We start from the raw sequence: 13,151 nt of genomic DNA, 5'->3' as shown, positions 1-13,151 counted from the left end.
CGGCGAAAGAACGGATCACGGCAGGCGGTCGACATTACGCACACCCCGCCGTACACCGCCACCCGCCGCACCAGCCCTTCCGCCCCACGCCGTTTTGCCGCCATGGCGCGACACAGACTATCGAGTGAAAGCCGCCGGCGTTGAAGCCCGCGGCGCAACAGGTTATTGAGGAGAATCCCCAGCATGGCAGTTCCAATTTCGCAGGCATGGACGGTCGCCACCTATGTGCTGAAGCAGAAACTGATGGGCCGGAAGCGTTATCCGCTGGTCCTGATGCTCGAGCCGCTGATGCGCTGCAATCTCGCGTGCGCGGGCTGCGGCAAGATCCAGTACCCGGCGCACATCCTGAAGTCCGAGTTGACGCCCGAGCAATGCTTCAAGGCCGTCGAGGAATGCGGAACGCCGATGGTCGCGATTCCGGGCGGCGAACCGCTGCTGCATCCGCAGATGCCCGAGATCGTCGCCGGGCTCGTCGCGCGCAAAAAGTATGTGTACATGTGCACGAACGCGCTGCTGCTCGCGGAGAAACTGCATCTCTTCAAGCCGAGCAAATATCTGTCGTTCTCCGTGCACGTCGACGGCCAGCGCGAGCATCACGACTTCGCGGTGTGCCGCGAAGGCGGCTACGACATCGCGATGGAAGGCGTGCGCGCAGCGGTCGCAGCGGGCTTCCGCGTCACGACGAACACCACGCTGTTCGACGGCGCCGATCCGAACAGCGTGCGCCTGCACTTCGACGAAATGATGGAAGTGGGCGTCGAGAGCATGATGGTCTCGCCGGGCTACACGTACGACAAGGCACCGGACCAGCAGCACTTCCTCGGCCGCGCCCGTTCGAAGAAGCTGTTCCGCGCGATCCTGTCGAACCGCAAGAAGACCTGGCGCTTCAACGCATCGCCGATCTTCATGGAATTCCTGATGGGCAAAAAGCAGCTGACCTGCACGCCGTGGGGCATGCCGACGTACAGCATCTTCGGCTGGCAGAAGCCCTGCTACCTGCTGCAGGACGGCTACGCGGACACCTTCGCCGAGCTGATGCAAAGCGTCGAGTGGGCGAACTACGGCACCGAGAGCGGCAATCCGAAGTGCGCGAACTGCATGGTCCACTCGGGCTACGAAGCGAGCGGCGTGAACTACACGTTCGGTTCGTTCAAGGGGTTGTTCCAGACCGTCAAGGCGATGCTGCTCGACAGCTACAAGGATCCGGAAGCAAACACGATTCTGGCTGACTGGAAAACGCCGTCGCGCGAAGTGCCGATGGTGTTCGTGCCGAAGCCGGTGCGTCAGGAACAGGCTCAGGCTGCCAGGGCGATCGAAGCCGTCGAGCCGGCAGTGCAGCCCGCAGTCGCCGAACAGGTCGACCCAGATCTGATTGAAACGGCCAGCGGCACGGTGCACGAAAAGCTCGAAGGCTGGACGCCGTCGCTCAACACTGAAGCCGAAGTACGCGAAGCGCTCGAAAAAGCGTTCGACTATCGCGGCGACGTGACGGTCACGCGCCGCGACGGTACGTCGGTTACCGGCTATCTGTACGACCGCCAGTACGGTGCTGCCTTCAAGGACTGCTTCGTGCGGATCATCGCGAAGGGCGAAGAGGCGAAGCAGGTAATCCCTTATCCGGAAATCGCGAGTCTCGGCTTCACCGGCAAGGACACCGCAGCCGGCAAGTCCTTCGAATCGTGGATCAAGCGTTACTGGGAAAAGAAGGCCGCAGGCGAGAAGAACATCCAGATCGAGCCGGAATATCTGGGCGAGTAAGCTCACGATAGTTGCCATCAGCGCTGCGTTGTTCGCCAGTCCTCACTGGTGAACGGGCAGCGTGATAGAAGCAAGACCCCACGCAGGAGGCGCAGACGATGCAGATCCGCTCCAAGTGGATTTTTGAATGCGAGCCACAGCACGTGTGGCCGCATTTCCTGCATGCACGGATGGACGCGTCGCGTCCGCTGCTGTTCCGCCTCGGCATTCCGAAACCGATGAGCTGCCGCGTCCTCGAAGGCATTCCCGCGGTCGGCAATACGCGGCAATGCACGACCGATCGCGGCACGATCGATCAACGCATCCTCCAGCTCGAACGCAACCGTCTGCTGCAATACCAGATGCAGAACAGCACCGTGTGGTGTCGTGCGTGGGTCGGCAAGCTGGTCGATACGTTCACGCTCGAAGCACTCGACGACCATCGGACGCTCGTGCGGCGCACAACCGAATTCGACGCTGCCGGTCCCGGTCCGCTCAAGACGTTGCGCCTGATTGGTCTCTGGGTCGCGCTGAGCCAGGCGCATAGGTACGCGGCGAAGAACTGGCGGCGTCTCGCACAGGAAGCGCGTGGTGCGAGCCGGCAGCTGGCCTGACATCTAAGCATGTCCTTCGATGGCAGTCGCTCGAAGTTCATCGTCGTACCGCTCGCGCCATCAGCGGCATATCGGCAGACGCCACTCCCCCTCACGCGCTTCGCGCAGCCTCTCCAAACGTCAACGTCACCGCGAAACCGCCGCCCGCCACGTTCGCCGCGGCGAAGCTGCCGCCGTTGTAGCGCGCGAGGCGTCGCACGATCGCAAGACCCAGCCCACAATGCGCGTCGCCACCGCGCGCCGCGTCGAGCCGCACGAACGGGCGCAACGCGCGCTCGAGTTGATCGGGTGGAATCCCCGCGCCGTGATCGCGCACGGTCAACGTATAGCTGCCCTGACGAGACACCGTCGCGATCTCGACCGGCGCGTCGCCGTACGTGAACGCGTTCTCGATCAGATTCGACAGGATGCGGTCGAGGTCGACGAGCGGCAGACTGAACCCGTCGCCCGCCTGCAGCTTAAGCGCGACGAGCGCTTCATCGGCGAGGCTGTCGCCGTAGTGGCGCCGGCAATGCTGGTCGACCTGCGTGCGCGGCGACGGATCGGCGGCGTCGCGCGCGAAGTCGAGAAACTGCGTGACGATGCGCGACAGCGATTCGGCGTCGCGCATGAAGCCCGCACGGTTCGCCTCGTCGGGCAGCAGGTCGGCGCGCACCTGCATCCGCGTGATCGGCGCACGCAGGTCGTGTGCGAGACCGGCCAGCATCACGGCCCGCTCCTGCTCGCTCAGTTCGAGTTCGTGAACCATCTCGTTGAAATCGCCGATCAGCTCGCGGACCTCGCGCGGGCCGCTTTCCTGTACCGCGGTCGCGCGATGGCCGACGCGAAACTCGCGTGCCGCATGCGCGAGTTGCCGCAGCGGACGTTGCAGCCGCCATGCGCCGAGCACCGCGACGATGATCGCCAGCGCGAGCGTCAACGTCGATGCGCCGAGATAACGGCTCACCGGCAGCACCACGTTGCGCAGCGCGATCCACTCGTTGCCTGAAGCATCGCCGCCCTTCGCATGGCTGGCCGGTGGAAACTGCACCCACAACGTGTCGCCGCCGGCGACGACATGACTGCCGGCTGGCAGCCGCCGGCGCAGGTCGCGTTCGAACGGCCCGTACGTATCGGTACACGGCGCTGGACAGCCGGTCGCGAGCGCCGCGTGCGGATCGACGAACGACAGCCCGAGCAGCGACGCAACCGCCGCCGACGCGTCGCGGTGCTTCGTCTGCACCTGGTTCGCGAGCGTCAGCGCACGCGCGGCCTGAGTGACCGCGAGCCCCTCGCGATCGCGCTCCACCAGCAATATCGACGTGATGTGCACGAGCACGATCAGGCTGACCGTCATCAGCGCGAGGCGACCGAACAGCGTGTTAAACGGATTGTTCATCGTCGCGTTGTTCGGCATCCCGGTTTTCGGCATAGCCGTAGACATCCCCTTCATCGTCGGGCACGAACAGGTAGCCGACACCGCGCACCGTGCGGATCAGCCGCGGCTGCGACGGGTTCACTTCGAGCAGACGGCGCAACCGCCAGATCGGCACGTCGATGCCGCGCTCGGTCAGTTCCGCATACGGGCCGTGCAGCAGATCGAGCAGCGTCGCGCGCGACAGCGTCTCGCCCGGATGCCGGGCCAGCACGTCGAGCAGTGCATATTCGCTGCCGGTCAGCTTCAACGGCTTGCCGTCGCGAAAGAGCGTGCGCTTCGCGAAGTCGATCCGGTGGCGGCCGAAGGACAGCGGCTCGTTCGTCGCCGGCATCCGCGTCGGGGGCGCCGGCGTGTGACGCCGCAGCACGGCGTGGATGCGCGCGAGCAGTTCCTGCGGCATGAACGGCTTGCCGAGATAGTCGTCGGCACCGAGTTCGAGCCCGACCACGCGATCGACGCCCTCGGCGCGCGCCGTCAGCATGATCACCGGAATCGTTTCGCCGGCGGTGCGCAGCTGCCGCAACGCGGTCAGCCCGTCGACACCCGGCATCATCAGGTCGAGCACGACGATCGACGGCCGCTCGCGTTCGATCCGGCGCTGCAGATGCGTCGCTTCGTGCAGCACTGAGAATTCGATGCCGCGTTGCTGAAAAAACGTTCGCAGCAGATCGCGCAATTCGGCGTCGTCGTCGACGAGCAGCACCTGGATAGACGTGTCGGACATGGTCGTGGCGAAGAATGAGCAACCAGAGGGAGGCGGCCTGTGGCGCGTCTTGTGGCAACAGCAGGCAGCAGCGGCCAGCAGCGGAATGGCAAATGCGCCGCCCGCCATCGCTGCGCCACACGTAAAAGTGACTATAGCAAGCCCCGCGGGCGGGATGCTTGCGCGTCCTTAGCGAATATTAATGTGGATTACAGCGGTTAATCGCGGCGACGTGGACCCGTAACGTCAGTGCACATCGAGCAGCGCAGCGCCCTTCGGCGTCAGCACGACGACCGCGGAAGCGAGCGTATCGCCGGGCGTGCGCTGCATGCCGACGAGCCCGTCGGCGGTCGCATCTTCCCATGCGGACAGCCGCGGACACGTGGTGCGCCACGCGTCCATCGTATCGGCATAAGTGCGCGGTCGTTCCGCCACCCACGCCAGAAACTGCAGCAGGTTGCCGACCTGCGACGTGCCGGACTGCATCGTGGCAACGCTGGACATGATCGAACTCGTATCGTGATCGCGTGCCTTTAGTATAGACCCGCGAGCACGATCGCCTGGCCCTGCGCGGCGATGCCGTTCAGACGTCCTTCCATTCGCGCCACGTCGCGGCCTGCCCGCGATAGACACCGTCCGCATCGACGAGATTCCACACCGTCACGTTCTCGATCCAGAAGCGCCGGCCCGACTTCGCGATGCGCAGCCCGCGATAGTCGCGTGTGAAGCCATGCGTACGCACCGCGTCGAGCAGACGCGCGCGCTCTTCGCGATCCGGCTGCTCGGCCGACAAGCGCGAGCGCAGTGCGGTGATCCCGGTCCAGTCGTATTCGAAGCAACGCTGCGCGGAACGGTTCGCGTAGATGAAGCGCGGATCGTCGTCGGTGTTGTGCGCGAGGACGCAGAACGGCGCATCCTCGTAGAGCCAGCGCGCGGCGTCCGCGGGCTGCACGTGCGGATGATCGAGCAGCGGGACGCCGGTGACCCGACGGTAACTGCCGTCGAGCAGGGCGCAGAAGTCGGCATCGAGTGCCAGTGAGGTCGTCATGAGAGCGGGTCCTGAATTCAGGCGGAGATGAGGTTCGAGTCGGGCGAAGCGACCGTCATGTTATCCATGTCTTGCGAACCACGCTTTATAAGCCCCCTGTTATGCGGGCGATAACGGATCGGAATATTTCCGCGAAAATTGGCTCGCGACCATGCCCGCTGACCGCACGCCTTATCGTGGCTCCGTGGTCCACACCTGCCCCCGCCCTTCGTTCCACCCGCTACCGGAGAGTCCATGAAAGCACAGACGGCTCGCGCCTCCCGTCATCCACTGCGCATTGCAGCCGCCGCGCTTGTCACCTCCACAGCGCTCTTCAGCAGCGCTGCATCGGCGGCCACCGACGCGCCGCTCGGCATCGCGTTCGTCTACCTTGGCAATCCGGGCGACGCGGGCTGGACCTATGCGCACGAACAGGGCGTCAAGGCGATCGAAGCGAAGTTCGGCAACAGGATCAAGGTCACACGCGTCGAGAACGTGCCTGAGTCGGCCGATTCGGAACGCGTGTTCCGCGATCTCGCGAACCGGGGGAACAAGATTATCGTCGGGTCGAGCTTCGGCTTCCAGGACTTCGAACTGAAGGTCGCGAAGGACTTCCCCGACATCGTGTTCGAACACGCGACCGGCTACAAGAAGGCAGCGAACTTCGCGACCTACGACGTCCGCACGTATCAAAGCGCATATCTCGCCGGGCTGATCGGCGGCTATACGACGAAGACCAACACACTCGGCTTCGTCGGTTCGGTGCCGGTGCCCGAAGTCGTCCGCAACATCGACGCGTTCACGATGGGCGCGCGCTCGGTCAATCCGAATGCGAAGGTGAAGGTGCTGTGGATCAACAGCTGGTTCGATCCGGGCAAGGAGAAGCAGGCGGCCGAAACGCTGATTGGCGAAGGTGCCGACGTGCTGATCCAGAACACCGACTCGACCGCGACGATGCAGACCGCCGAACAGAAGCACGTTCACGCGTTCGGCTGGGATTCGGACATGAAGAAGTTCGGCCCGAACGCGCAACTCGGCGCATGCGTGAGCAACTGGGGGGTCTACTACTCGCATCTGGTCGAGCAGGTGCAGTCGGGCACGTGGACCAACGCGCCGACCTGGTGGGGCTTGAAGGAAAAGGCGATCGACCTCGCGAACATCAATACGGCCGCCGTATCGCCGACCGCGCTGAAGGCGATGCAGCAGAAGCGCGACGACATCGTCGCCGGCCGCTTCGATCCGTTCGCCGGGCCGATCCGCGATCAGTCGGGCGCGGTGAAGATCGCGGCCGGCAAGTCGCTCGCCGACGCCGATCTGCTGCGGCTGAACTGGTTCGTGCAGGGCGTCGACGGGACACTGCCGAAATGACGTCGACAACAAAACAGGAGACTGCACCGCCGCAGCGTCAAACGCCGACCCGCGAACAGATCGTCCGGCATCTGCTGCGCGCGAGCGCCGTCGCCGAACGCGCGACGCTCCTCGGACATCATCCGTTCGGCGCGATCCTCGTCGGCCCGGACCATGAGACCGTGCTGATCGAACAGGGCAACGTCGACACGGTCAATCACGCGGAAGCGGTACTCGCGCGGATCGCGGCGACGAACTTCACGCCGCAGTACCTGTGGGGCTGCACGCTCTATACGACCGTCGAACCCTGCTGCATGTGCGCGGGTACCGCGTACTGGGCGAACATCGGCCGCGTGGTATTCGGCCTGACCGAAGCGAGGCTGCTCGAAGCAACCGGCAATCACGCGGAAAATCCGACGATGAGCGTGTCGGCGCGCTACGTGTTCGATCACGGGCAGAAAGCGGTCGAGCTGATCGGCCCGGTCGCCGAAGTCGAGGTCGATGTGATGCGCGTGCAGCGCGCGTTCTGGGCAACGCGCGGCACGCACGACTGATAGACCAGGTTTTGCAAGACGCGTGTCAGACAGATGAAATAGAAGACGCGTGAGAAGACCCGAGCATGCCTGCACTCCCCCTCGATCCTGGCAAACGCGCAACGCCAGGGAAAGTCCCACTCACGACAACGTTGACGCCACCCGATTCACCGGAGAACATCATATTCACCAATAAATTCATACCAATCCAGATTTGAAGCGATTCGTCATGCGGTGCGGCACCCTCGAATGCCAGAAAACTGGCCGGTAATCAGGAGACAAACGAATGACCAGAAAGGCTGCCTGCACTGCACTTGCCGCCGTGCTCTTATGCACGGGCATCGTGACCCGCGCCGACGCACAGACGGCGACCGGCAATACCTCGTCGATGAAGATCGCGCTGTCCAACAACTACGCCGGCAACAGCTGGCGTCAGATGATGCTGAAGAGCTGGTCGAGCGTCGCCGACCCCGCGGTCAAACAAAAGCTCGTCGCCGCCGCACCGACCTTCACCACCGCAGAGAGCCAGGCCACTGAACAGGTTCAGCAGATGCAGAACCTGATCCTTCAGGGCTTCAAGGCCATCGTCGTCGATGCCGCCTCGCCCACCGCGCTCAACGGCGTCATCAAGCAGGCATGTGGCGTGGGCGTCACCGTGGTGTCGTTCGACGGCATCGCCACCGAACCCTGCGCGTACCGGATCGCCGTCGACTTCCAGAAGCTCGGCTCGATGCAGGTCGACTATCTCGCGAAACGCCTGAACGGCAAGGGCAATCTACTCGAAATCCGCGGCCTCGCAGGTGTCTCGGTCGACGATCAGATCCATACGGGCATCGTCGACGAGCTGAAAAAATATCCGGGCTTCAAGCTGGTCGGCTCGGTGCATGGCGACTGGACGCAGACCGTGGCTCAAAAACAGGTGGCAGGCATTCTGCCGACGCTGCCGAAAATCGATGCGGTCGTCACCCAGGGCGGCGACGGCTTCGGCGCGGCGAAGGCCTTCGCGGAAGCCGGACGTCCCACGCCGATCATCATTCTGGGCAACCGTCAGGAAGAACTCGCGTGGTGGGCCGAGCAACGCAAGAGCGGCTATCAGACGATGTCCGTGACGATCCCGCCGGGTGCGTCGACGTTCGCTTTCTGGGTCACGCAGCAACTGCTCGCGGGCAAGAAACTGCCGCACGATATCCGCATGCCGCTGCTCGAAGTCAAGGCCGACGAACTCGATGCCGTGCTCGCGAAAACGCCGCCCGGCACGCTCGCCAACAAGGAATACACGCGCGACGAAGTCGTGAAGATCGTCGACACGCAATAGCACACCGTCGACACAGAAACCTACACCGGCGTGATCCGGTTCTGGCCTGACGAGGGAGAAGACACATCGTGGTCGATGCAGCAGGATCTTCTGGCAGTAGTCCGGGTACGGCGCTGATCGGCCTCGCTGGAATCGGCAAGACCTTCGGACAGGTCAAGGCGCTGAGCGGTATCGACTTCGTATTCCGCAGCGGTGAATGCGTCGGCATTGCCGGGCACAACGGCGCGGGCAAGTCCACGCTGATGGCCGTGCTAGCCGGTGTGTACGCGTCCGATCAAGGCACGCTGTCGATCGACGATCGACCCGTCACGCACTACGACGCCAACGTCGCACGCGAGGCGGGTATCCGCTGTGTATTTCAGGAGCTGTCGCTCTGCGCGAATCTCTCGGTGATCGAGAACATGTGCATTCCGCATCCCGAACTCAAGGGATACGGCTGGCGCAGAAAAGCGACGGCACTGATGCTCGAACAACTCGATGCGATCTTTCCCGGTCATGGGCTCAACGGCTCCGAGCTGGTCGCGGATCTGACGCTCACGCAGCGCCAGATGGTCGAGATCGCCCGTGCGTTCACGGTCGTGCGCGCGCCGGTCAAACTCGTCATCCTCGATGAACCGACCTCGAGCCTTGACGGCCATACGGCGGATCAACTGCTGACGTTCGTGCGTGCAGCGGCACAGCAAGGTATCACCTGCATACTGATCAGTCACATGCTGCGCGAGATCGAACGCGTGGCCGACCGCGTGCTCGTGATGCGCGACGGCATGACGGCTGCGTTGCTGCCACGTGAGGGGCTCACTCAGGACGCCATCGTTCGTGCGATGGGCCAGCACGTCGAGGCCGACGCCCAGGCATCGACATCCGGCCGCGCTCCGCGCGACGCCGTGCATTTCACATGGCACGTCGGCCCTCCCGCACAACGCTCGCTGATCGAAAGCGCGCGCGGCGAGATCATCGGTTTCGCCGGTCTCGCGGGACAGGGGCAGACAGAAGCGCTGCTCGACATCTATCGGAGTGCCACGCGACGTGGTGCAGCGGAGCGCGTTGCGTTCGTCGCGGGCGATCGTGCGAGCGACGGTGTGTTCCCGTTGTGGTCGATCAGCGAGAACCTGGTATTGCGCTGGCTGAATGGCACGACGAACACTGCGCAGCCTGGACGTCGCAAGCGCCTCTTTATCGATGCAACCGGTGCACGCAAGCTGACCGCAGACTGGCAAACGAAGATCGGCATTCGCGGCACGGCGATGAACGCAGGCATTCTGTCGCTCAGCGGCGGCAACCAGCAGAAGGTGCTATTTGCCCGCGCGCTTGCGTCCGACGCCGACCTGATCCTGATGGACGATCCCACCCGCGGCGTCGACATCGGTACCAAACGCGACATCTATCAGCTCGTGCGCGGCGAGGCGGCGCGCGGCCGCACCTTCATCTGGTACACCACGGAAAACGACGAACTCGCGCATTGCGACCGTGCCTACGTATTCCGTTCCGGCCGCGTCACCCGCGTCCTCGCCGCAGAAGAATGCGACGAGGAAACGCTGCTCGCCGCCAGTTTCGAGGAGCATGCCGCATGACGCCGACATCCGGAATGCTGCGACAGGTCCCCCTGCGTTCGCTGTTGCCGATGTTTTCGCTGATCGTGATTCTGGTACCGATCTTCATTCTGCAACCGGCCACGTTCAGCTACTTCGGTCTGGGGCTGCTGCTCAATCTCGCGGTGCCGATCGTATTCGCGACGCTCGCGCAACTGGCCGTGATCACCGTCAACGACCTCGATCTGTCGATCGGTTCGTTCGTGAGTCTCACCGCCTGCATCGGCGCCACGCTGCTGGTGCGCGACCCGTGGCTCGGCATCGCGGCACTGGCGGGCTGCGTGCTGCTGTACGCGGCAATCGGTGCATTGATCGAGTTCCGCCAGATACCGTCGATCGTCGTCACGCTGGGCCTGTCGTTCGTCTGGACCGGGTTAGCGGTCTTGCTGCTGCCCTCGCCCGGCGGCACGAGTCCCGCGTGGCTCACTGGCCTCATGACGTTCCAGACGCCGTTCGTTGCCGCGCCCATCGTGTGGTCGGTTGCGATCGCGCTGGTCGGGCATCTGTTGCTGATGCGCTCGTCGGCGGGCGTGCGTGTGCGCGCCGCGGGCGGTAACCCGCGCGCGATGAGCCGCTTCGGCTGGTCGATGATCAGGAGCCGCGCGATCCTGTATGGCATCGCCGGCATCTTCGGTACGCTGGCCGGGCTCTCGCTGCTCGGCCTCACGACCTCCGCCGATTCCAATCTCGCGCTCCGCTACACGCTGCTGTCGATCGCGGCGGTGATCCTCGGTGGCGGCGAGTTCGTCGGCGGACGTGTCTCGGTATGGGGTGCCGTGCTCGGCGCGATCACGCTGACCGTCGCCGCATCGTTCCTCGCCTTTCTCGACATCGCACCCGACTGGCAGGTCGGCATGCAAGGCGCGATCCTGATCGTCGTCCTGTCGCTGCGGGTATTGCTGCAACGCCGGGGAGACCGCCGATGAATCCGTCCTCTCCGCTGCAATCCGGCGTGCCACCGGGCCCCGCGTCGAGTGCCGCGTCCCGCAAACGCCTGGGCAACCTGCGCGCGCCGTGGGCGTGGTCGTTTGCCGGCGCAATCGTCGTCGGCGTCGTGATCGCGAGCGTGTTCGGGCTGTCGATCGCGGGCAATGTCGTACTGACCGCGCTGGTGTTCGGCGTCTTCATGGTGCTGGTCGGTCTCGGACAGATGCTCGTCATCACGTCGGGGCCGGGCAATATCGATCTGTCCGTGCCGTCGGTGATCGCCCTCGCCGGCATGACCGGCATGCACGTGATGGCGGCGGCCGGCGTGATCGCGGGCTTCGCTGTCGCAATAGCAGCCGGTGTGGCCGTGGGCTTCGCGAACTATCTGTTGATCCGGGCGCTGCGCATTCCGCCGATCATCGCCACGCTGTCGTCGAGCTTCATCGTGCAGTCGGTTGCGATTACGCAAAGCCACGGCATGAATGCGCCGCCGGCCGCGCTGGAGGCGTTCGCCAATGGACGCCTGCTCGGCGTGCCGCACCTTGCGCTGATCGCGCTGCTGCTGTCGGTGGCGATCGCGATCCTGCTGCATCTGAGCGTATTCGGGCGCGGCCTTTCCGCCGTGGGCCAGAATCCGCGTGCCGCGTGGCTCGCCGGTGTCGGTGTCGAAAAAACGCGCTGTGCGGTCTACCTGATGTCCGGCGCGATCGCCGCACTCACAGGTGTATTGCTGTCGGCTGTGTCCGGCGGCGCGACGCTCGACATGGGCGTCGAATACATGCTGATTTCGATCGCGGTGGTCGTGATCGGCGGCACGCTGGTAACCGGAGGCCGGGCGACCGTGACCGGCATCTGGGGCGCGTCGATGTTCCTGTATCTCACCAATGCCGTGCTCAACGCGCTTGGCGCGGGAGCCGGCATACGCTCGATCGCCTACGGCGTGCTGATCATCGCCGTGGTCGTCGCAGCCGGCGGCCGGACCGCGCGCTGATCCATCCCGGCGGCCTCTTCAACCAACGAGACCCACGATGAACCCACCCGATTTCGAAATTCACGACGCGCGCTTCCGTGCAATGCTGCAACCGGACGCACCGCTCGACAAACTCTATGGCGACTGTCTATGGGCGGAAGGCCCGGTCTACTTTCCAGCCGGCGACTACCTCGTCTGGAGCGACATTCCGAACAGCCGCATGCTGCGCTGGGTGCCCGGCATGGGCGTCAGCACGTTTCGCGCGAATTCGAATTTTTCTAACGGCAATACCCGCGACCGGGACGGCCGCCTGGTAACGTGCGAACACGGCACGCGCCGCGTCACGCGAACCGAACACGATGGCAGCATCACGGTGCTGGCGTCGGCCTGGCAGGGCAAGCGGCTCAATTCGCCGAACGACGTCGTGATCAAATCGGATGGTTCGGTCTGGTTCACCGACCCCGACTACGGCATCATCAGCGACCACGAAGGCGGTCTCGCCGACAGTGAGATCGGCCGCTGCAACGTCTATTGCGTTTCGCCCCGCACCGGCGAGGTCGCGCTGATCGCCGACGACTTCGTCAAGCCCAACGGCCTCGCGTTTTCACCCGACGAGAGCCGTCTGTATATCGCCGATTCGGCCGCCTCGCATATCAAAGGCGCGCCGCACCACATCCGTGTCTTCGATGTAGTCGACGGCACATTGCGCAATGGCCGTGTCTTTGTCGAGATCGCGCAAGGCGTGCCGGACGGCATGCGCGTAGACGAGCACGGCAACGTGTGGACCAGTGCGCTCGACGGCGTGCATTGCTATGCGCCGGACGGCACGCTGCTCGGCAAAATCCTGATTCCCGAAGTGGTCGCGAATCTGACCTTTGGCGGCGTGCAGCGCAATCGCCTGTTCATCACCGCCAACGCTTCGTTGTATTCGCTTGACGTGGTGGTGCGAGGGGCCGCGGTTTGAATAACGCG

13 protein-coding genes are annotated in these 13,151 nt (G+C 64.3%); 9 read left to right on the top strand and 4 right to left on the bottom strand.

The genetic code is table 11. The annotated features are described in order from the left end of the window. The first annotated feature begins 183 nt into the window (after window positions 1-183). Entirely contained in the window at window positions 184-1,758 is a 1,575-nt protein-coding gene (gene hpnH, locus ACREXZ_RS05345; RefSeq protein WP_431763005.1) for an adenosyl-hopene transferase HpnH, read from the top strand. Window positions 1,759-1,856: 98 nt separating this feature from the next. Continuing rightward, window positions 1,857-2,351, top strand: coding sequence for a hypothetical protein (locus tag ACREXZ_RS05340; protein ID WP_431763004.1), 495 nt, complete (start codon window positions 1,857-1,859; stop codon window positions 2,349-2,351). Window positions 2,352-2,442: 91 nt separating this feature from the next. Here ACREXZ_RS05340 and ACREXZ_RS05335 read toward each other — a convergent pair whose 3' ends face one another. The 4 genes from ACREXZ_RS05335 to ACREXZ_RS05320 all read right to left on the bottom strand — a co-directional run bounded on the left by ACREXZ_RS05335 (window position 2,443) and on the right by ACREXZ_RS05320 (window position 5,519). Then, window positions 2,443-3,729: an ATP-binding protein gene (locus ACREXZ_RS05335; RefSeq protein ID WP_431763347.1), complete on the bottom strand. Its 1,287-nt coding sequence runs from the start codon at window positions 3,727-3,729 to the stop codon at window positions 2,443-2,445. Further along, window positions 3,713-4,492 carry a response regulator gene (locus ACREXZ_RS05330; RefSeq protein WP_431763003.1) on the bottom strand — a complete coding sequence of 260 codons (780 nt, stop codon included), beginning with the start codon at window positions 4,490-4,492 and terminating at the stop codon, window positions 3,713-3,715. The genes ACREXZ_RS05335 and ACREXZ_RS05330 overlap by 17 nt, the downstream gene beginning before the upstream one ends. A 225-nt stretch (window positions 4,493-4,717) precedes the next feature. Continuing rightward, window positions 4,718-4,975, bottom strand: coding sequence for a hypothetical protein (locus tag ACREXZ_RS05325; protein WP_431763002.1), 258 nt, complete (start codon window positions 4,973-4,975; stop codon window positions 4,718-4,720). A 79-nt stretch (window positions 4,976-5,054) separates the two neighbouring features. Beyond that, window positions 5,055-5,519: an MEKHLA domain-containing protein gene (locus ACREXZ_RS05320; protein ID WP_431763001.1), complete on the bottom strand. Its 465-nt coding sequence runs from the start codon at window positions 5,517-5,519 to the stop codon at window positions 5,055-5,057. 234 nt (window positions 5,520-5,753) lie between these two features. On the opposite strand from ACREXZ_RS05320, the gene ACREXZ_RS05315 reads away from it, so the two are divergent. The 7 genes from ACREXZ_RS05315 to ACREXZ_RS05285 all read left to right on the top strand — a co-directional run bounded on the left by ACREXZ_RS05315 (window position 5,754) and on the right by ACREXZ_RS05285 (window position 13,143). Next, the gene (locus ACREXZ_RS05315; RefSeq protein ID WP_431763000.1) at window positions 5,754-6,866 is read left to right on the top strand and encodes a BMP family ABC transporter substrate-binding protein; all 1,113 of its coding nucleotides are present in this window, start codon (window positions 5,754-5,756) and stop codon (window positions 6,864-6,866) included. Then, the gene (locus ACREXZ_RS05310) at window positions 6,863-7,399 is read left to right on the top strand and encodes a nucleoside deaminase (protein WP_431762999.1); all 537 of its coding nucleotides are present in this window, start codon (window positions 6,863-6,865) and stop codon (window positions 7,397-7,399) included. The genes ACREXZ_RS05315 and ACREXZ_RS05310 overlap by 4 nt, the downstream gene beginning before the upstream one ends. Before the next feature lie 265 nt (window positions 7,400-7,664). After that, window positions 7,665-8,693 (top strand): ABC transporter substrate-binding protein, encoded by a 1,029-nt coding sequence (locus ACREXZ_RS05305; RefSeq protein WP_431762998.1) that lies wholly within the window; start codon window positions 7,665-7,667, stop codon window positions 8,691-8,693. A 68-nt stretch (window positions 8,694-8,761) separates the two neighbouring features. Further along, complete coding sequence (locus tag ACREXZ_RS05300) at window positions 8,762-10,264, top strand: sugar ABC transporter ATP-binding protein (RefSeq protein ID WP_431762997.1); 1,503 nt, start codon at window positions 8,762-8,764, stop codon at window positions 10,262-10,264. Further along, the gene (locus tag ACREXZ_RS05295) at window positions 10,261-11,208 is read left to right on the top strand and encodes an ABC transporter permease (RefSeq protein WP_431762996.1); all 948 of its coding nucleotides are present in this window, start codon (window positions 10,261-10,263) and stop codon (window positions 11,206-11,208) included. The genes ACREXZ_RS05300 and ACREXZ_RS05295 overlap by 4 nt, the downstream gene beginning before the upstream one ends. Then, the gene (locus ACREXZ_RS05290; protein ID WP_431762995.1) at window positions 11,205-12,200 is read left to right on the top strand and encodes an ABC transporter permease; all 996 of its coding nucleotides are present in this window, start codon (window positions 11,205-11,207) and stop codon (window positions 12,198-12,200) included. The genes ACREXZ_RS05295 and ACREXZ_RS05290 overlap by 4 nt, the downstream gene beginning before the upstream one ends. Window positions 12,201-12,237: 37 nt before the next feature. After that, window positions 12,238-13,143: an SMP-30/gluconolactonase/LRE family protein gene (locus tag ACREXZ_RS05285; protein WP_431762994.1), complete on the top strand. Its 906-nt coding sequence runs from the start codon at window positions 12,238-12,240 to the stop codon at window positions 13,141-13,143. The last annotated feature ends 8 nt before the right edge of the window (window positions 13,144-13,151 follow it).

The organism is Paraburkholderia sp., from assembly GCF_050742655.1.
Taxonomy (GTDB): domain Bacteria; phylum Pseudomonadota; class Gammaproteobacteria; order Burkholderiales; family Burkholderiaceae; genus Paraburkholderia.
The sequence above is the reverse complement of the archived record's forward strand: the minus strand, read 5'-3'. Positions and strand labels throughout refer to the sequence as shown.